Here is an 18,779-nt window from a genome sequence, read left to right as displayed (position 1 = left end):
AGAACGCGACGGGTCAGTTGATGGAGAACGAGCGAATGGAGTTGCCGTGGTAGAAGCGTTCGATGGCCGAGGTCGCGGTGGCGGGATAGTCCGCGGCGCCGAGTGTGAGCAGTAGCGGGACGTAGTGGTCCGCGGTGGGATGCGCAATGGAGGCCCCGGGCGCCTTCGCTCGGTAGTCGGCCAACGCGTCGATGTCGCCGCGGGCGATGGCGTCGGTGGCCCATTCGTCGAACGCTTCGGTGTATCCGGCCAGGCCGGGGTTCCGGAGTACCGCGAAGCTGTGCGTCAGGTAGCCCGATCCGATCACGAGTATTCCTTCCTCGCGAAGGCCTCGCAGGCGCTGACCGAGAGCGAGCAACGCTTCCGGGTCGAGGCTCGGCATGGACACTTGGATGACCGGCACGTCGGCAGCCGGGTACATCGCCAGCAACGGGATGAAGGCGCCGTGGTCGAGTCCACGGTCGGTGAACTGGTGGACCGGGCCCGATCCGGCCAGTGTCCCGGCGACGCGGTGAGCCAGGTCGGTGGCGTCCGGGGTCGGGTAGGTCAGGGTGTAATAACGGGGGTGGAAGCCACCGAAGTCGTAGTACAGCGGCGTGCCGGCCTCTGATCCGGATATCGCGATCGGGGCATTCTCCCAGTGTGCGGAGATCACCGCGATCGCCCGGGGCTTGGGCATGGACTGACCCCAGGCGAACAACGCGTCGAGCCAAGGCCGGTCGTCGAGGGTGGGTGGCGCGCCGTGGCTGACGAATAGGGCCGGTAGCTGCCCGTCCGACGGCTCCCAGGAACGCTGGGACCGTGCCTGCGGGAGCACGTCGGCCAAGAGCGCGTCATAGGCCGCCGCAGGGGTGTCCGAGCGCAGCGGCCCGTCGCTGGGTCGATTCGTCATCGCCCCTCCGTCGGCGCCAGCGCTAGGCCGAGTTGCTGAGCCAGGCCGAGCTGATCGGAGAGGCCCCAGTGCTCTACGAGGCGGCCGTTCGCGACCCGCCAGATGTCGATGACCTCGAAGCGGACGGTGCGGTCCGTCGGAGCGACCCCGCGGTACGGCCCCCGATGGGTGCCGGTGACGGTGAGCCGGACGGCGATGAGATCACCCTGCTCGATGAGCGGGTCGATCTCATAGCGCAGGTCGGCGAACGCGTCGGTGTTCGCCTGGATCAGGCGCTTAAGCGGCCCACGACCGTCGCCGATGCCAGCGTGGTTGATGTAGTCGTCGGCCACGAGCGCATCCAACGTGGCCGAGTCGTTGGTGTGGAACGCGTCCAGGAAACGCCGGACCAGCTCTCGGTGAGTCAACGCCACAGTCACAATTCGCTCCTTCTCCGCACGGCGGCCCCGCCGGTTCGGCGGTCGATCCCTGCATCGGGCATACCGTCTCCCATCGGCACGGAGCAGGCCGCTACCAACTAGGGCTCAAATACTTGCACCGTGAAGTTAATCTACCGCCAATTTACTTCACAGTGCAAGCACATGACTCCTACTCGATGCTTGCAGTGTGAAGTTATAATCATGTCGTGGGTGACACCGCCGAGCCGCAGTGGCTCTCCGACGAGCAGCAGCTGACCTGGCGGTCCATGACCGCGATGTTGACGCAGCTACCCGCAGCGCTCGATGCGCAGCTCCAGCGCGACGCGGGGATCAGTCACTTCGAATACTCGGTCCTGTCCGCACTTTCGATGGAGCCGGACCGGACCATGCGGATGAGCATCCTGGCTGCGTTCGTCCAGGGTGCGCTGCCGCGCCTGTCGCAGGTGGTCGCCCGTATGGAGAAGCGAGGGTGGATCCGGCGCGCGCCTGATCCCACCGACGGGCGTGCCACCCTCGCGGTACTGACGGATTCCGGCTGGGAGAAGGTTGTCGCGACCGCCCCTGGGCACGTCTCCGAGGTTCGACGGCTGGTATTCGACGTACTCACCAAGTCCCAGCAGCGCCAGATGCGCGAGGTCGCCAACCGGGTAGTCGGTGCGACCAACCCCGATGACCCGTGCTTCAGCGGCCCGAACTAGGGCCCATCCGGAATGATCACGCGCTGAATTCGACGGCCGATCTCACCAAGCTGCCGGACCTGCGCTCGCGTCAGTGGGTCGAATACCAGGCCGCGAACCGCGCTCACGTGGCCTGGTGCCGCCGCGACCAACACCTGCCAGCCTTCGTCGGTGAGGACCGCTCGAGTGGAACGGCCGTCGTCCGGGTCTGACGTTCGACGCACCCAGCCGCGCCTTTCCAGGCGCCCGACCGCCTGCGACAGACGTGCCAGCGACCCATCGGCGAATCGGGCAAGCGCGCTCATGCGCAGCTCCCGTCCGGGGGCGTCCGACAGCGCGGCCAGGATCGCGTATTCAAACTGGCTCATCCCCGCGTCGCGCTGCAGCTGCGCATCGAGTGCGGCCGGCAGGTGCACCAACACCGTGGCAAGGGTGCGCCAAATTTCCTGCTCCTGCTCGTCCAGCCACACCGGCCGATGGTCGCCATCCACCCCAAAAGCTTAAGACATTGACCAAATTTACTTGCATGGTTGAGTATATCTCTGCCCACTTACTCAACCGTTGAAGTAAACGAACGGAGAACCCATGGCTACCGAGAGCACCAACAGGCCCGTCATCCCGCGCACGTCGGCCGTTCGCGCGGTCGGAGGAGTCATCCTTGCCGTCGTCGCTTCCGTCGTCGTCAACGCGATCATCGCCGCCGCCGCCCACGCCGCCGGTGCGGATGACGAGTTCATGCCGCTCAACGCCGGATCGTTCACCTTCTTCACCGTCGTGGGAGTGCTCGCCGCAGCGTTCGCCTGGACGTTGATTCGGCGCCTCTCCCGCCGGCCGAGCACCGTCCTGCGCTGGCTGGTGCCGGGCGTGGTCGTCTTCTCGCTGATCCCCGACATACTCCTGCTGGTTGACGGAAGTCTGGCCGGCACCAGCACGCTGGCCGTACTCGCACTGATGCTCATGCATCTCGCCGTGGCGGCGATCGCCGTACCGATCTTCCTGCGCGTACTACCGGTGACTTCGTCGCCCGCAGCCTGAACACGTCCAGTCGGCCGCTCTGATGGCCGCCTTCGAGCACGCCACTGCCACCGCGCGTGGCAGTGACGTTCGGCCCACCCAGCCGTCGCCTCCTGAGATCACACCTGCTCATTGACGCCGCTCCGGGGATGGCTTAGCGTGTCGGCACCACATATTAAAAGGGGCTTTAACAAATAGCCCGGCTCCGTGTGGCTGTCGGATCCCAACGACGGGAGGATGCGCTGACGGATGCATCGATCTCGAGGCCTTGACGCCGAACACCCCACCGGCGGATCCACTCATCGGGATGTGCGCCTCCTAGCGTCGAAGACGCCCACGACGTAGCCGCTATCCGGTCATCTTGTGACCGACAAGCCCGGCATCGCGCCGATGAAGCGCCGTCGCAAGTCGCACCACCACTTCCCGCAGTAAGCCAGCGGCAGCCTCTGCCGCCTGGTTCGCGTGCTCACCACCCGAATTTCGAATCAGTGTCGAATCGCTATTCAAGATGGAGCTAGTCATGAGAGCAAGAGTGTGGGCGACAGCAGCCCTCACCGCCTTACTGGCGCTGACCGGGTGCACCGGTCAGTCGATCACCGGTGACGACGGGGACAGCGGCAGCGGCCCGGTCACCGTGAAGTGGTGGATGGTCACGCAGAACGCGGACTCCGCCACAGCAGCGCTCAAGGACGTCGTCAAGGACTTCGAGAAGACGAACCCGGACATCAAGGTCGACCTTCAGTTCCGCGCGGTCGACGCCCACAAGGACGCTCTGCGCACCACGGCCGGCAGCGACCAGGGGCCCGACATCTACTACTACTGGGCGGGTCCGGGGCTCGGCGGCACTCTCGTCGAGTCGGGAGTCAGCCTCGATCTGTCGAAGTACTACCAGCAGTTCAACTGGACCAGCCGGTTCAACGAGTCGACGCTGAAGGCGTTCAGCCAGTACGGCGGCTTTCACGGCGTGCCGTGGACGCAGCGCACCGAGGTCGTCTACTACCGCAAGGATCTGTTCACCAAGGCGGGCATCAGCGCACCGCCCACCACGTTCGCGGAGTGGGAGCAGGACGCGCAGAAGCTGAAGGCCGCGGGTGTCACCCCGTTCGCGTTCGGCGGCAAGGACAACTGGCACGTGATGCGCCTGCTGGACACCTTCATCGAGACCAACTGCGGTGCCGCCAAGGGCGATCAGCTCAACACCGGTAAGGCGAGCTGGGCGACCGAGCCCTGCGTCACCAAGTCGTTCGAGCAGCTCAAGACCTGGTCGGCCAACTACTTCAACAAGGGCTTCGCCGGCCTCGCCCAGACCCAGGCGTCGCCGCTGTTCTTCTCCGGCAAGGCCGCGATGCAGATCGAGGGCGACTGGTTCACCCAGCAGGTGATCGACGGCGGCGTCAAGCCGTCCGACGTCGGGGTGTTCGAGCTCCCCACCGGCACCGACCGGCTCTACGGCTTCTCCGAGGGCCAGTACATCACCAAGGCCAGCAAGCACCCGGAGCAGGCGGCGAAGTTCCTGGACTACCTCACCTCCGCCGAGGTCGAGGGCAAGAACCTGGGCGTGTTCGCGGCCATCCCCGTCAACAAGGACACCAAGGGCGCGACGGAGCAGCAGCCGCTCAACACCGAGATCGGTGAGCTGACCAAGAGCGCCAAGGGCTTCTTCCTCAACAACGACCAGAACTTCTCCACCGACGTGACGACCGAGTACTGGCGCATCCAGAACGCGGTCACCGGCGGCTCGATCAAGCCGGCTGACGCGGGTCCGGCTCTGCAGAAGTTCATCGACTCCCACAAGTAAGGCCCCCGGAGGGGCCGCCTGGCGCGTGTCAGGCGGTCTCTCCAGACAGCGCCGTAGAAGGGCCTGCCATGACGTCCATCGCCACCGCCCCACCTCCGACACCGGCAACAGAGAAGCGACATCGACGACGCAGACGACGCCCCCGCCCGGATTCGTTCCTCGGCGCCACGCCGTTCCTGGCGCCCGCCGTCGTCCTGTACTCGGTCTTTCTGCTGTTCCCAATCGTCTCGGCGGTCTACCTGAGCTTTCTGCGCTGGAACGGGTTCCCCACCACTCCTCAGAAGTGGGCTGGGCTCGACAACTACGCCGAGATCTTCACCAACGACACGGTCTTCTACACCGCCCTGCGCAACAGCGTCATCTGGGTGGTCCTGTCGCTGATCGTGCCGACCGTGGTCGCGCTGGGACTCGCGCTGGCACTGAACCGGCGCCTGCTCGGACGCAACCTCATCCGTTCGATCTTCTACATCCCGGCCGTGCTCGCCTCCATCGCGGTCGCGACGATGTGGGCCTGGATGTACAACCCGAACGCCGGCCTGATCAACAGCGTTCTCACCTCGCTCGGCGGGGAATCGCTGATCCAGGACTGGCTCGGCGACCCGAAGATCGCGCTGTACTCGGTGTTCGTCGCGTTCGTCTGGCAGACCACCGGCTTCTCCATGGTGCTGTTCCTCGCCGGGCTGCAGTCGGTACCCGAAGAGCTGGTCGAAGCCGCCCGGCTCGACGGCGCCAACCCGCGGCAGGTGTTCCGCCACGTCACGCTGCCGGCGCTGCGCCCGACGCTGACCGTCGTGCTGGTGCTCACCGTCATCAGCTCGCTGAAGGTGTTCGACCTGATCGTCGGCATGACCGGCGGCGGGCCCGCCCAATCCACCCAGGTGCTCGCGCTCTGGTCCTACAGCCAGTCGTTCATCAACCACAACTTCGGCGCGGGCAACGCCCTCGCCGTGGTGCTGCTGCTGATCACGCTCGCGCTCGTGCTGCCCTACCTGCTGTGGACCCTGAAGGAGGACGAGTGAGCACCCGCCGCCGGATCAACTACCCGCTGATCGGCCTCTGGATCGGCCTCGTCCTCAGCTCGCTGATCTGGCTCGCGCCGTTCGTCTTCATGGTGCTGACATCCCTGAAGTCGACCGCCGACGTCAACAACTCCTCGATCTGGTCCCTGCCGCAAGAGTGGCAGTGGCACAACTACGCCGACGCGGCCGAACGCGGCGACCTGTGGACCGTGGCCTGGAACAGCACCTACATCGCGCTGATCAAGGTACCGCTGGGCCTGTTCATCTCCGCCGCCGCGGCGTTCGCGATCGCCCGGCTCCGGTTCAAGCGCCACCGCGCGCTGCTCATCGTGCTGACGCTGGGCGCGATGGTGCCGGTGCAGGTCGCGCTCGCGCCGATGTTCACCACGCTGGGCAGCCTCAACCTGCTGAACTCGACTAACGGCATCATCCTGCCGTACCTGGCCTTCGGCATTCCGTACCAGATCTTCTTTCTGTACGGCTTCTTCCGCTCGATCCCCGCCGACCTCGACGCCTCGGCGCGCATCGACGGCGCGGGCAACTTCCGGCTGTTCTGGACGGTCATGCTGCCACTGGCCAAACCGGCCCTGGCCGCGCTGTTCATCCTGGACTTCGTCGCGACCTGGAACGAATACGGCATGGCCCTGGTCCTGCTGCAGGACCAGAACAAAGCGACCGTGCCGCTCGCGCTGCAGGCCTTCCAGTCGCAGTTCACGTCGAACTACGGACAGCTCAACGCCTTCATCGTGATGTCGATCTTCCCGGTCCTCATCGTCTACCTGCTGTTCCAGCGCTACTTCACCCAGGGCGCGCTGGCCGGCGCCATCAAAGGCTAGGTATCTGAAGTGCTCAACGCTTGGGAGCAGATCGAGCTCACGCTCACTGCCTCGGAAGACGTTCCGAACGCCTACACCGACGTCGACGCGTGGATCGACTTCACGCACGAGGACGGCCGGACCTTACGCCGCCCGGCGTTCTACGACGGCGGCCGGATCTGGCGCGTCCGCTTCGCCTCACCGCTCGCCGGTGGGGTGTGGCGGTGGCGGAGCATGTCGACCCGCGCGGACCTCCACGGCCTCACCGGAACCATCGAGGTGGCCCCGGAACCCTCGGAGAATCCGCTCCTCCGGCACGGCTTCTGGCGGATGTCGCCCGGCGGACGAAGCCTCGTCGCCGCCGATGGGAGCCCGGTGCTCCTCGTGGCCGACACCGCCTGGGCGCTGCCGTGGCGGGCGACTCTCGACCAGGTCCGCACCTACGCCCAGGACCGTCAAGCCAAAGGCTTCAACGCCGTGCTGCTGATGACCGTGCAGCCGGACATGCGCGCCGTCGGCCCTCGTGACCGCACCGCGGACGAGGGGTTCGACGTCGGGTTCGAGGACCTTCCTCAGGGGCACTTGAACGAGCTCAATCCGGCCTACTTCCAGTACCTCGACGAGTTGCTTGCGATCCTCGTCGAACACGGCGTCGTGCCTGTGCTCCAGCCGGTCTTCCAGGGATTCGGCTGGAAGGGTCTGGACGTCGCCGGGACGGTCGTGCCGCCGGAGGAGTACGCGCGGTACAGCCGTTACCTCGTCGCCCGCTACGGTGCGCAGCCCGCGATCTACCTGGTCGGGGCCGACGGCGCCGGAACCGAGCCGCAGATCGAGGCCGCCGGCCGTGAGGTGCACGACTGGGACTGCTACGGCCAGCCGACCGGCATCCACTACCGCCCGCACGCCCGTGCCGACGCTCACCAGGGCGCCGGCTGGCTGGACTTCCAGTGGTGCCAGACCGGTCATGGCGGCGAGCACGTCCCCGAACGCGTCGCCGACCTGTGGCGCAACCGGCCGGTGAAAGCGGTCGCCAACGGCGAACCGAGCTACGAGCAGACTCGCGACGAGGACCTCGCGGCCGGTTGGTGGCAGGGCCACGAGGCGTGGAGCAACCTCTGCGCCGGGTCGACGATGGGCGTGGTCTACGGTGCCGCGAACATCTGGCAGTGGGTGCTCCGCGACGGCGAGCCCGGCCACGCCGAATACTTCCTCGCACCGTCGGGAAGCTGGCTCGACGCCCTCGACCGAGAGGGCTCAACGTACGTCGGGCTGGTCGGCCAGATCCTCACTGGGCTCCCGACCACCGACATGCAACCGGACTGGGAAACCTTCCTCAGCCCGCGGAGCCTGCGCGTGCCTGGCGTACTGCACATCGTTTACCAGGAGAGCGGCGAAATCCTGCGGCTGCTCCAGGACCGGCAGACGCCGCCCGACTACCGGGTCGTCGACCCTCGAAGCGGCAAGACGGTGTCCAGCGGTCGACTTAGCCCCGGCGAAGAACTCGCAGCGGACCCCGATCAAAGAGCACGGATCGTGATTTTCGCTCACCTGGATCCGCGCGAGCGCTAACGGTGTCATGCCCCGCGCCGCCCGCCCGAACCTGGAGGGGCGGCGCGATCGCGCCGCGGCGACGACGCGAGCCGCTCATATCCCGAAGCTCTGCCGCGGCCGGAGCCGAGCTGGCATATGTTCCAGAGCGGCATGGGTCGCGCCCGACCATTCCGAATCCTTACCCGCCAGTGCGAATTCCAGATTGGCCGCATTGGCGGGCAACGAGTTTTCTTGCACGCTCCGCCGGAAAGAATCAAAAAATCTTTCCGCCCCGGCGGCAAATTCTGTTCCACCCAGAATCACTATGCTCGGGTTGAGAACATTCACCAATCCCGAGACCGCCAGCCCAAGTCTGTCTGCGGCGCCCGCCAGCATCAGGTCGACGCGTCTGTCGGACAACGCGGACAGCTCAGCGAGCGTCCTACCAGCGCTGCTTTCCCCGCCTATCCGCACTGCCTCTTCCTGGATGAACCGTCCGGACGCCACCGTCTCCAGGCAACCGGACCGGCCACAGACACACAGCCGCCCAGGGCGCTCGACCCGGCTGTGCCCAAGTTCTCCGACAGCACCGTCCGCGCCTCTCAGGAGCGCGCCCCCGGTGAGGACCCCGACCCCGACTCCGAAGTCGAGTAGCACCATCAGGACGTCCTCATGCCCGTACCCTGCACCATGGGCGACCTCTCCGACGACGGCCGCAGACGCGTGGTTGAGCACTGTCACGGGAATCTGTAGGTGCTTGCTGAGCGCGGCCTGGACCGGCACATCGGCCCAGCCCCAGGGCGGGTGGGAGATGGACGCCCCGGTGCGGCGGTTGATCAGTCCCGGGATCAGGACGCTGGCTGCAGCGACCGGTCCAGCGCCGGGCACAGTGGACACGAGATGGCTAATGTGCTCTGCGGCTTCACGAAAAAACGCTTCGGGGGTGTGGTCGATAGGTGCTGCCACTTCGGCGAGAGTGTAGCCGAGCGCATCCGTCAAGCGGATCTCCAACCGGTCCCGCCGCGACCGGCACACCACAGCCGTATTACGCCCGGCGTTGAATCCAAGCAGCTGGCCGGGTCGTCCTTTGGCGCCGGGCGGAACGGTCTGATTACCGGTGTGGGCGACGACCGCGTCCGCCAGCAGGGATTCGACGATCGCATCGACCGTAGGCCTCGTGAGGCCCGAGCGTCGGACTAGATCTGCTCTGCTCGCTGGCCCGTGCTCGCGCAGAATCGCAATTACCGACAATGCGTTGTGTTCTCGGACTGAAGCAGAGGAGACGCCCGACGCCCTACTTTTCCTCAGCTGAACGTCCGAGCCTGGACTGAGCATGCGCTCATTATATGCGTGTTCTCAGTAATACACGTCGGCGACTGTGAGTAGTCAGAAAGAAGCGCTCGCGCTCGAATGCTTCAGTCGATCGCCCACTCCTGCTACCGACCGTCGCGCTGAACCAGCCATCGGCCGGCCGGTGGGCTGCATAGCACCACACCCCCACGGGGCCGGGACGCTGCTCGGCGCGGTCGAGCTTACTGCCGGATGCTCCGTAGGCGCAGGAGTCACATGGCGCGCGCCATACCTGGTCGTCCGGCGAGGGCGCCTTCTGCAGCGGGCGCGATTTGCAACGGCTCGTCTTGCACTATCTCTGGGTCGGAGCGCGGTGGCAGAAATTGCCGCTGCCGGGCCGATCACGTTTGTCAATTCGGAGATCGACACTACGGGCGGCCGGGGTTTTCCGTACCGAGCGAATACATGCGAAGGATTCCGCGGCGGCGACCGAGGAGGTGATCGCAGTCCTAGAGGTCAGGCGCCCGACCTGACCCGCTGAAACTATCGGGGACACGATGACCAAGCAACAAGGTGTCATTTTCAAGGCATGTTCGTGCGGCGCGCGCCGCGACCGGGAGTGCCCGCTGTTGTCCGAACGCGGGCACGGCAACTGGCACTTCGACATCCGCGTCACCGACCTCACCGGCCAACGCCGTCAGGTCCGCCGCGGCGGCTTCACCTCGGAGAAGAAGGCACGAGCCGCGCTGGCCCTCCTCCGCGCCCAATCGTTCCACCCCGACCAGGCGGCCTGGACCGTCGAAAGCTGGTTGCGGCACTGGCTGACGACCCGCACCTCGATCCGGCCCAGCACCCTGATCAGCTACACCCAGCACTGCGACTCGTTCCTCATCCCCGCCCTCGGCCGCATCCCACTCCACCGCCTGACCGTCACCGACATCGCCACCGCCTACGCGGGCTTCCGGAAACGCCGCAACCGGTACGGACAACCGTTGAGCGCCGCGACCATCCAGCGCATCCACGCCACCCTGCGCGGCGCGCTCAAGAGCGCCGTCCGGCAGGGCCTGCTCACCGACAACCCCGCACGCCACGTCGAACTGCCGCCCGCCGACCGGCCCCATCCGGTGCTGTGGACCCCGGCTCGCATCGAGGCCTGGCACCGCGATGGCGTCCGGGAGAAGGTCATGGTCTGGACCGCGGACCAGCTCGCCCGCTTCCTGCGCAGCATCCGCAACGACCGACTCTACCCCCTCTGGCACCTCTACGCCCTCCGCGGACTGCGCCGCGGCGAAGGCATCGGGCTGCGGTGGTGCGACGTCGACCTCGACACCGGACAGATCCACATCACCCAGCAACGCACCGAAGTGGGCGGAAAGATCGTCACCGGGCCGCCCAAGAGCAAAGCCAGCCGGCGTGTTGTCGCGCTCGACCAGTCCACGATCCGGACGCTGCGCGCCCACCGCTCACGCCAGCACACCGAACGACTCACCGTCGGAGCCCGATGGAACGAGACCGGGTACGTCTTCACCCGCTTCGACGGACAGCCGCTCGCGCCGAACTATGTCACCCACCGCTTCGCCGACCTCGTCGCAGACTCCGGACTGCCACCCGTCCGGCTCCACGACCTCCGGCACGGCGCCGCGACCCTGGCTCACGCCGCGGGCGCGGATCTGAAGACCATCCAGGACCAGCTCGGGCACGCCAGCATCACGTTGACCGCCGATACCTACACCACCGTGCTGCCCGACGCCCAGTTCGCCGCCGCCGCCGCGACCGCGGACCTGCTGCTCGGCGCGAGCCGGACGATGAGCGACCACGGTCGGCTCCGCTGCCGGCCGGACGTTCGCTCCCGTATCACCGCGTCGCGGCGCTCGCGTCAGCGCGCTGATCGCGCGTCCAGGACGACGCAGCGTCGCAGCCAATAGCGTCGGCGCGCGGCCATCCGTCGCGCGGTCGCACTCCAGCGACCCACCGACGGGTGGCCGCTTTATAGATACCGCGGCGGTGAATGACTCCACAGTGGACCGGCTGCTCGTGGCAGGTCACCGGGAACGCTTCCGGCGGTGAGCCGTTTCGTCGTACCCCTTACGTAGCGTGCAGGCCTATGACATCTGGACTGCGCGCAGCGGACCTTGCGTTCGTCCCCTGGGCCGACGGCGACGTCGAGCGACACGTTGCGACCGGCGCGGCCTGGCTGCGCGAACAGCTGGGCCGCCCGGCGGTATTCGTCCCGCAGAAATCGAACTACGAGAACAACCCCGCGCTGGAGCGGGCCCTACCCGGGGTACCGGTGGTCACCGGACGAACCTGGCATCAAGCCGACTGGCGCGGCGGCCCGCTCCTCGTGTGCTGGCCCACCGAATCCATGCTGGGTCTCCTGAGCCAGAGGCTCGGCGGCACCGTGACTGCCGCGTGTGTCCTCGAGTGGGGCGACGCCCCGTACCAGCGGGCGTGGCTGGCCGCACATCATGCGACCGACCTGACCGCCGGTATGCCACTGACCAGCTATGACGCCGATCTACCCTCGGTCGTGGTCGTCGCTATGCGGCACCTCGCCAGCCTGGTGAACCACGCGAACGGCTTGGCCGGCCACACCGACAAGGGTCTGGCGATCGAGACCCTGACGACTCTGGTCCGCGGCGGTCACCGGTTCGACGTCGATCAGCTGTGCGCGTGGGCACTCGCGCAGGGCTTCACCACGAGTGAGACCGAGCGCCTCCGCGACTACGGGACGAAGGCCCTCGCGGGCCACCGCTTCCGCGACGGCCGCGAACATTTCCTTCATTCCGAGAGCCTCGACAGGTGGACCGCCGAAGCCAACTCCATGAGCTGAGCTCATGGCGGCTCAGCGACGTTCGATAGCCGCGCCTCGATCCGAGATCGTCCGCGGCGGGGTGCCCAACCTTCAACACATCACTAACAGAGAGTCTGGTGGCTAAGAGCTGTGGCAACGGTCAACTGGGAGCGCGAACCCGGCGAGAAGGTCGAGGAGTTCGTCGCAGCGCTCCTGCTGTTGAAGTATCCGCACGGCAACCTGATCACCCCATCTCAGGGGGACCGCGGCGTCGACGTCCGCGTGTGGAACCCGGACGGCTTCGACATCTACCAGGTCAAGCGTTACACCCGGCCGCTGGACTCCACGCAGGAAAAGGAAGTAAAGAAGTCCTGGCAGACGTTCGTCGACCAGACCCTGCCCATCTTGAAAGTGCGGTCGTGGACGCTGGTGACGCCGTTGAACCCATCCAACGAGCGGCTGGACTGGCTCGACGCGCTCACCGAGCCGACGGGCCTTGAGACCCACTGGATGGACCGCGGGGCGCTGGACGGCCTGGCGGGCAACAATTACCCGCTGGTCGACTACTTCTTCGGCGACGGCGCCCAGCACTGGCACCGGCTGATGGCCGACCTGCTCGACGGCGTACGGCCGCTCCCGGGTGACGGCGCCTCCGAGAGCCTGCTGTCGGCTATCGCTTCCCGGCAGGAGAAGCTGGCCAGGAGCCTCGACGAGGTGGACCCGTTCTACCGGTACGAGATCGACATCCGCACCGGCTGGGTGGAAAACCTGCCCCTGGACTCGACGCGGCTCGGCGAGACGCGGGCGGCGTTCATCCAATACGCCCAGATCGACGACGAGCACTACCGGGAGATGCGCCTGCTCCCGCGCTGCGCTGAGTCGGTGAAGCTCCGCCCGATCACCGCAGACGTCCGCCTGGAAGCCGACCCTGGAACCTCGACCGCCAACGCGATCCACCGCTTCCGGCAGTTCGGCACACCCTTCTCCGACGTCCCCGGCACGATCACCGCGATCAGCGGGCCACCCGGCGTACCCCAGACCGGCGGCCCCGCGACCTTCAGCTTCCTCTCCGTGCCCCAGCCCAAGACGGGTCTGCCCGACCTCTGCCTCCGGATCCGGGAACCGAACGGACAGAAGGCGGCAGAACTCGAGCTGGAACATGTCAGCTCCAGCCGCGGACAGGCCGGGAGCGGCGTCTGGGTGTCTGCCTCGGACCGCGCCCAGGTGCTGAACGTCGAGTTCACCTTTGGCGGGGACTCCGACGCCGAATTCCGGCTGCGGACCAGCGGCTTGAAAGGCAAAACGCCAGCCGAAGTCCTCCCCGCCGTTCGAGCTACTGCGGAACTTCGGACCGGTCGCGTAATCGAGCTGGCCGTCCGTGGCGGCCTGCCTATCACCGGCGGATGGGAGCTGGAGCGCGACGACGCCGAAGCCTCACTCGCGCGATGGCACGTCGCCTTCCTGGAAGCCCTCACCACGATCCAGGAGCACACCTACCACCGCATCACCGTGCCGGACGTCACGACGATGACACCGCCCCAACGGCAGAAGATTTTCAACATCGCCGGCCTGCTTCGCGGCGAACAGATCGAGGAAGACTGGAGCGAGGTCACCACCGACACAGCGTCGGCGGCGCTGCTCGAGTCCGCAGGCCCGGAGTTCAGCTTCGGGGGCACAGCCCCACTGACAGTCGAACTCGATGGCCAAGAGATACACCTCAACATGGCCCGCCAGACCCACTACGAGTCCGCGCGGATTCGGACTGGGCAGCCTGACTCCGACGTAATCCACCTCGTACCGGGGTCGTCCACCAAAGCCGTCAGCACAGCGGTGCCGCTCGATCAGGCGGCGCCCGCACCACAATGAGCGTCACCGGGGGTGAATTCCGAGCCACGGACGCACCACGGACCACACCGCACGATGATGTGCGCAGTCGCCGCGAAACAGCAGGTCAATGGGGTGCAGGCTGAAGGACCGCCACGCCCTGTAAATCCGTCGGCTCAGCCTACGAAGGTTCGAATCCTTCACCCGCCACACGCAGTACGAACGGCCCGCTACCAGCGGAAACGCTGGTAGCGGGCCGTTCCGCGTCTGGGTGCTCGGAGATGCTCGCGCCTTTACGCCAGAAGCAGTGGGGCGTCGAGCAGGGCGGACGGAGTCCGGTAGTTCACCTCGACTTCCAGACCGTCACCGAGGGGGCAGTAGAACGCGGTCCACGTCGCTCCACACACCTGGAATCCGTCGCTGATGTCGCCGGGGTTCAGGCCGGCCGCCACCAGCTCGGCGTGCTTGTCGTACACGGCCGCACGGGAATCCTGGATGAGGCCGAAGTGGAAACCTTCGGGGTACGCGGACCCGCCCTCCGGTACCGGATCGATCTGGGTGATGACGAACTCGGAGCCGTCCTTCCCGACGACCGCAGCGAAGTCGCCGGCTGGCCCGAAGGACGAACGACCCGAGTCGATCAACCGGTAGCCGAAGTGCGCGACGAGTTTGTCCGTGAGCGCGGTGACGTCGCTGGCGCAGAGGTTGATGTGGTTGAGGCGCATGTCGTCTCCTCAGGCGAAGAAGTCGCGTAGGGCGGCCGCGACGAGATCCGGGCGGCCGGTGTTCCAGGAACCGGCGTGGTCGAGGCCGTCGAACTCGATATGCGTCGCCCGGGGTAGGACGCCGGCCAGATCGCGGATGGCCTGCTGGAGGAACTCGGGGCTCTTCGTGCCGCTGAGCAGCAACATGGGCTTGTCGACGGAGCCGAACGACGCCATTTTTCCGTCCATACCGCCGACGACGTTGAAGTCGTAGCGGATGCCAGGAAGCAGGTCGCGAAGCTTCGGGGCCGGACCGCGCTTGCGGGCGTCGACACTGAGCACGGCGGCGGCGAGCAGACGCGCGGCGGGCCCGGGAAGCATCCTCAGCGCGGCCGGCGCAGTCCCGGCGGTGCGCAGCGAACCCGCGAGCGCGGCCGCCAGATGGCCGTGTTCGATGTCGGCGCCGAGCTGCCGGATGCCGTTGTGGGAGATGCCGTCGCGGTAGAACGGCGGTTCGTACACCGCGGCCCGGGTGACCCGGGGCAGGGTTCTCGCCGCTTCCAAGGTGATGATGGCTCCGGAGCTGAGGCCGAACACGTATCCGGTGTCGGCTTCGGCCAGCATCGCGTCCACGTCCTCGACGTCACGGGCGACGTCGTGTTCGTCGTCGTAGGGCCTCGGACTGAGGCCGCGGCCGCGGCGGTCGGGCGTGTAGACGGTGAAGTTCGACGCCAGGGCCGTCGCGAGATCTGTGTAGTTGTAGGCGGTGCCCATCGCGCCCTGGACCAGCACCAGCCCTGGCCCGTCACCTCGGCGCTGGTAGCCGATCCGGGTGCCGTCACGGGAGGTCAGGCACACTGGGTCGCCTGTTCGCGCGGAGCATGCGCATGCACGGCACCGATGCGGTGGCGATCGTGGAGATCATCAACGCCGAAGAGCGAGATCAGCCGTTGACGCCCGCACGCCTCGCCGAACGGATCGGCCTCACCACCGGTGCGACCTCGATCCTGCTGAACCGGCTCGAACAGGCGGGTCACGTCGTGCGGACCCGGGAGCACAGCGACCGGCGCATCGTCACATTGCGCTCGACACCCGGCATCCATGCCGCAGCCGCCGACTTCTACGAACCGCTCGGCCGACTGCTCGACGCCGTACTCAGCGAGTACTCCCCCGCCGACCTGGGCCGCATCGCGTCGATCACCGGCCGCCTCCGCTCGACCATGCACGCCTATATGAGCGACGTGGAATCGCGCTAGACGCGGCTCTCGATCGGTTGGAGACGTCGCTCGAAGTAGAGGTGCGCGAGGAGCACCGACGCGAGACAGACCGCCAGGGTCCGGCCGCTCATCCCGGCGGCGAACAGGCCCAGCACCAGAGGGATCACGATGCCGGTGACGATCCGCGAGACCGTGCGCTGAAGATCGGCGCTACGGCTGGCGACACCGGTAGCCACACCGAGCGCGAAGTAGGTCGCCAGCGCTCCGCACAGCAGCCAGCGGCTTCCGTCGGACAGCGCCTCATCGCCGTGCTCGACCACCGCGGCGAGCGAGACGGCGACGGTGGCGATCACGCCGCTGACCAGGCAGTGCAAGCCCAGTGCAGCGCGGGTCGGAATGCGGCCGGCGCGGAGATGCGGCAGGCCGGCGTAGCCGTAGACGAAGGACAGGCCGAACATGCCGGCCAGGAGCGCGAACGAGGCGATCCCCGCAGCCAACAGACCCACGGTGTACTCCGCCTCGGCGGCCGCGTCGATGATCTGGAGAACCGATTCGCCCAGCATGATGATGACGAAGAGACCGAGCCGCTCGGACAGGTGGGCCGGGTCGACCGACACCCCATGGAGGGCCGGCCCCACCCCGCCGGTACGAAGCCGACCGAACAACTTCTCTCCGGATACGACCAGAACCAGCAGTAGGTCCAGGCCACGACTGGGAGCCGTAGATACGCGTGGCGACGTACCCGATGGCGAAGACGTTCAGCGCACGAACGCCCTCGTCGTGCTCGAGCACCGCGTGGGCCACGCCCGGAACCGAGGCGACCATCGTCCCCAGGCCGAACATCCCGACCAGCAGCCGTATCACGCGAGTCCGTCCCGCTGCGACGTTGCCGTACAGCATGAACGTCGTCCAGGACAGCCAGAAGACCAGGAACAGCAGCGCGTAGAGACCGAGCGCGGCCGCGTCGAGGTCGGACCCGAGCACGTGCGCCAAGGCGGCCACTCCCGCCACGACGACGAGGTCGAAGAACAGCTCGGCCCAGCTCGCGTGCCGTTCGATCGTCGCGTTTTCGGACTCGCTCATGGTGCTCCCGTGGATCCACTTGACGGCGTTAGCTAATGACTATAGCTTTTGGCTAAAGCGAATAGCTAACCGAGGAGAGCGCGATGACCGAGTTCCTGACCGTCGACGGCGGCACGATCGCGTACGACGTGACCGGCGCCGACCCGCTGGTCGTCCTGGCCCCGGGCATGGGGAACGCGCGCGACGCGTACCGGTTCATCACGCCGGGCCTGGTGGCCGCCGGCTACCGGGTCGCCACCGTCGACCTGCGCGGCGCCGGGGAGTCCAGCCCGACCTGGCCGTCGTACACCCGCACCGACATCGCCGGTGACCTCATCGCCGTGATCCGGCACCTCGGTGGCCCGGCCGTGCTGGTCGGGCACTCGATCTCCGGTGGTGCCGCCACGATCGCCGCCGCGCAGGCGCCCGACGTCATCACGGGGATCATCGAGCTGGCGCCCTTCACCCGGGCCCAAGCGATCAAGGTCGGCGACTTCAGGAACAGCGCCTACCGCAAAGGCACGATCCGCCTCGGCGCCACGATGATGGGCAGCCACTCCGGTTGGAGCAAGTACCTCGACCTGGCCTACCCCGGGCGCAAGCCCGCCGACTGGACCGCCCACCTGGCGAAGGTCGCGACCATGCTGCGTGAGCCCGGCCGGATGAAGGCACTGCAGGGGATGATGAAGTCGTCGCCGGCCGACGCCGGAGCGCAGCTCGAGAACGTCCGTTGCCCGGCGCTGATCATCGAAGGCTCGCTCGACCCGGACTGGGCCGACCCGCGCGCCGAGGGCGAAGCAATCGTGGCCGCACTACCGGTCGGGCGGGGCCAGTTGGAGATGATCGAGGGCGCGGGACACTACCCGCACGCCCAGTACCCCGAGGAGACGCTGGCCCTGATGCTCCCCTTCCTGAAGACGACCGCCCGTGCCTAGAGCGGGCCTCGGCCCGGCCACGGTCATCGCGGCCGGCGCGGATCTCGCCGACGAGGTCGGCTTGGCCAACCTCACGATGGGCCTGGTCGCCGATCGACTCGGAGTGAAGGCGCCCTCGCTCTACAAACACATCCAATCGTTGGACGCCCTGCACCGCGGCATCTCGATCGAAGCCCGACGCGAAATCGGCTACGTGCTGGCCCGCGCCACCGCCGGAAAGTCCGGCCCGGATGCGATCCACGCGTTCGCCGACGCTTGGCGCGGCTGGGCCCGCGATCATCCCGGTCGTTACGCCACCACCGTCCGCGCGGCGTCGAACGACGACGACGAAGACCGCCAGGTCACCAACGACGGCCTTCGGCTGCTCTACGACGTCTTCGCCGGCTTCGACCTGCCCGGCGCACGTGTCGTCGACGCCGCCCGCGCCCTACGCGCCACGCTCCACGGTTACGTCACGCTCGAGGCGGGCGGCGGCTTCGGCCTAGCCCGTGACGTCGACCGCAGCTTTTCGTATTTGATCGACACCCTCATCATCGGTCTCCGGTCCGCCGGGAACGAACCGGATCAGCGCGAAGCCGAGCCCGAGTACCACGGCCCGGAACCGCGTTGAGCTCCATCGCCATCGTCGGCGCCGTCCACCGATGGGCCGCGATCGGAGCCGCCGAAGGGTTCGACGTCGCCCTCATGGCCCGCAACCCGCGCTAAGCGCGGCGCGGGGTCGCCGCCGTTCGGCAGGTGCTTCCCGGAATGGTGGAGCAGCCCAGTGAATCCGCCGTTCCCGGCCCGGAA

19 protein-coding genes and 1 pseudogene are annotated in these 18,779 nt (G+C 67.2%); 12 read left to right on the top strand and 8 right to left on the bottom strand.

Features of this window, described 5'->3' with window-relative positions:
- Positions 1-13: 13 nt before the first annotated feature.
- The gene (locus FL583_RS11455) at positions 14-892 is read right to left on the bottom strand and encodes a DODA-type extradiol aromatic ring-opening family dioxygenase (RefSeq protein ID WP_142704557.1); all 879 of its coding nucleotides are present in this window, start codon (positions 890-892) and stop codon (positions 14-16) included.
- The gene (locus tag FL583_RS11450; RefSeq protein WP_276611600.1) at positions 889-1,305 is read right to left on the bottom strand and encodes an ester cyclase; all 417 of its coding nucleotides are present in this window, start codon (positions 1,303-1,305) and stop codon (positions 889-891) included. The genes FL583_RS11455 and FL583_RS11450 overlap by 4 nt, the downstream gene beginning before the upstream one ends.
- A gap of 212 nt (positions 1,306-1,517) precedes the next feature.
- On the opposite strand from FL583_RS11450, the gene FL583_RS11445 reads away from it, so the two are divergent.
- Positions 1,518-2,009 (top strand): MarR family winged helix-turn-helix transcriptional regulator, encoded by a 492-nt coding sequence (locus FL583_RS11445; protein ID WP_142704555.1) that lies wholly within the window; start codon positions 1,518-1,520, stop codon positions 2,007-2,009.
- Here the strand turns inward: FL583_RS11445 and FL583_RS11440 are convergent.
- Positions 2,006-2,458 (bottom strand): MarR family winged helix-turn-helix transcriptional regulator, encoded by a 453-nt coding sequence (locus FL583_RS11440; protein ID WP_205752027.1) that lies wholly within the window; start codon positions 2,456-2,458, stop codon positions 2,006-2,008. The two genes, FL583_RS11445 and FL583_RS11440, sit on opposite strands and share 4 nt — an antisense overlap.
- A gap of 115 nt (positions 2,459-2,573) precedes the next feature.
- Here FL583_RS11440 and FL583_RS11435 point away from each other — a divergent pair, with 115 nt between their 5' ends.
- The 5 genes from FL583_RS11435 to FL583_RS11415 all read left to right on the top strand — a co-directional run bounded on the left by FL583_RS11435 (position 2,574) and on the right by FL583_RS11415 (position 8,203).
- Positions 2,574-3,023, top strand: coding sequence for a DUF6069 family protein (locus FL583_RS11435; RefSeq protein ID WP_142704553.1), 450 nt, complete (start codon positions 2,574-2,576; stop codon positions 3,021-3,023).
- Between the two features lie 499 nt (positions 3,024-3,522).
- The gene (locus tag FL583_RS11430; RefSeq protein WP_170323595.1) at positions 3,523-4,800 is read left to right on the top strand and encodes an ABC transporter substrate-binding protein; all 1,278 of its coding nucleotides are present in this window, start codon (positions 3,523-3,525) and stop codon (positions 4,798-4,800) included.
- A gap of 68 nt (positions 4,801-4,868) precedes the next feature.
- Positions 4,869-5,819, top strand: coding sequence for a carbohydrate ABC transporter permease (locus FL583_RS11425; RefSeq protein WP_142704551.1), 951 nt, complete (start codon positions 4,869-4,871; stop codon positions 5,817-5,819).
- Positions 5,816-6,655 (top strand): carbohydrate ABC transporter permease, encoded by an 840-nt coding sequence (locus FL583_RS11420; RefSeq protein WP_205752026.1) that lies wholly within the window; start codon positions 5,816-5,818, stop codon positions 6,653-6,655. The genes FL583_RS11425 and FL583_RS11420 overlap by 4 nt, the downstream gene beginning before the upstream one ends.
- A 9-nt stretch (positions 6,656-6,664) precedes the next feature.
- Complete coding sequence (locus tag FL583_RS11415) at positions 6,665-8,203, top strand: glycoside hydrolase family 140 protein (protein ID WP_142704549.1); 1,539 nt, start codon at positions 6,665-6,667, stop codon at positions 8,201-8,203.
- A 75-nt stretch (positions 8,204-8,278) separates the two neighbouring features.
- Here the strand turns inward: FL583_RS11415 and FL583_RS11410 are convergent, their stop codons facing one another.
- Positions 8,279-9,499, bottom strand: coding sequence for an ROK family protein (locus tag FL583_RS11410; RefSeq protein ID WP_142704548.1), 1,221 nt, complete (start codon positions 9,497-9,499; stop codon positions 8,279-8,281).
- Positions 9,500-10,011: 512 nt separating this feature from the next.
- Between FL583_RS11410 and FL583_RS11405 the strand changes: the two genes are divergently transcribed.
- From FL583_RS11405 to FL583_RS11395, 3 genes are all read left to right on the top strand, one after another.
- A complete protein-coding gene (locus FL583_RS11405) occupies positions 10,012-11,379 on the top strand; it encodes a tyrosine-type recombinase/integrase (RefSeq protein WP_142704547.1) in 1,368 nt (455 codons plus the stop codon).
- Between the two features lie 179 nt (positions 11,380-11,558).
- A complete protein-coding gene (locus FL583_RS11400) occupies positions 11,559-12,287 on the top strand; it encodes a hypothetical protein (protein WP_142704546.1) in 729 nt (242 codons plus the stop codon).
- Positions 12,288-12,398: 111 nt separating this feature from the next.
- A complete protein-coding gene (locus tag FL583_RS11395; RefSeq protein WP_142704545.1) occupies positions 12,399-14,114 on the top strand; it encodes a restriction endonuclease in 1,716 nt (571 codons plus the stop codon).
- A 251-nt stretch (positions 14,115-14,365) separates the two neighbouring features.
- Here the strand turns inward: FL583_RS11395 and FL583_RS11390 are convergent, their stop codons facing one another.
- Together FL583_RS11390 and FL583_RS11385 are read right to left on the bottom strand one after the other, a co-directional pair.
- The gene (locus FL583_RS11390) at positions 14,366-14,797 is read right to left on the bottom strand and encodes a VOC family protein (RefSeq protein ID WP_142704544.1); all 432 of its coding nucleotides are present in this window, start codon (positions 14,795-14,797) and stop codon (positions 14,366-14,368) included.
- Positions 14,798-14,806: 9 nt separating this feature from the next.
- Positions 14,807-15,634, bottom strand: coding sequence for an alpha/beta fold hydrolase (locus FL583_RS11385; protein WP_142704543.1), 828 nt, complete (start codon positions 15,632-15,634; stop codon positions 14,807-14,809).
- A gap of 29 nt (positions 15,635-15,663) precedes the next feature.
- Between FL583_RS11385 and FL583_RS11380 the strand changes: the two genes are divergently transcribed.
- Positions 15,664-16,032 (top strand): MarR family winged helix-turn-helix transcriptional regulator, encoded by a 369-nt coding sequence (locus FL583_RS11380; RefSeq protein WP_205752024.1) that lies wholly within the window; start codon positions 15,664-15,666, stop codon positions 16,030-16,032.
- On the opposite strand, the gene FL583_RS40855 is transcribed toward FL583_RS11380, so the two are convergent.
- Together FL583_RS40855 and FL583_RS42885 are read right to left on the bottom strand one after the other, a co-directional pair.
- The gene (locus tag FL583_RS40855; protein ID WP_205752023.1) at positions 16,029-16,610 is read right to left on the bottom strand and encodes a low temperature requirement protein A; all 582 of its coding nucleotides are present in this window, start codon (positions 16,608-16,610) and stop codon (positions 16,029-16,031) included. The two genes, FL583_RS11380 and FL583_RS40855, sit on opposite strands and share 4 nt — an antisense overlap.
- Before the next feature lie 142 nt (positions 16,611-16,752).
- Positions 16,753-17,076 (bottom strand): annotated as a pseudogene (locus tag FL583_RS42885) (low temperature requirement protein A); the annotation flags it as partial.
- Between the two features lie 83 nt (positions 17,077-17,159).
- Between FL583_RS42885 and FL583_RS11370 the strand changes: the two are divergent.
- Both FL583_RS11370 and FL583_RS11365 read left to right on the top strand, forming a co-directional pair.
- Entirely contained in the window at positions 17,160-17,990 is an 831-nt protein-coding gene (locus FL583_RS11370) for an alpha/beta fold hydrolase (RefSeq protein WP_142704541.1), read from the top strand.
- Positions 17,983-18,600: a TetR/AcrR family transcriptional regulator gene (locus FL583_RS11365; protein ID WP_142704540.1), complete on the top strand. Its 618-nt coding sequence runs from the start codon at positions 17,983-17,985 to the stop codon at positions 18,598-18,600. Before FL583_RS11370 ends, FL583_RS11365 begins: the two co-directional genes overlap by 8 nt.
- Positions 18,601-18,779 lie beyond the last annotated feature (179 nt).

This window comes from Cryptosporangium phraense (assembly GCF_006912135.1).
Taxonomy (GTDB): domain Bacteria; phylum Actinomycetota; class Actinomycetes; order Mycobacteriales; family Cryptosporangiaceae; genus Cryptosporangium; species Cryptosporangium phraense.
This window is presented reverse-complemented; position numbering and strand designations above follow the sequence as displayed.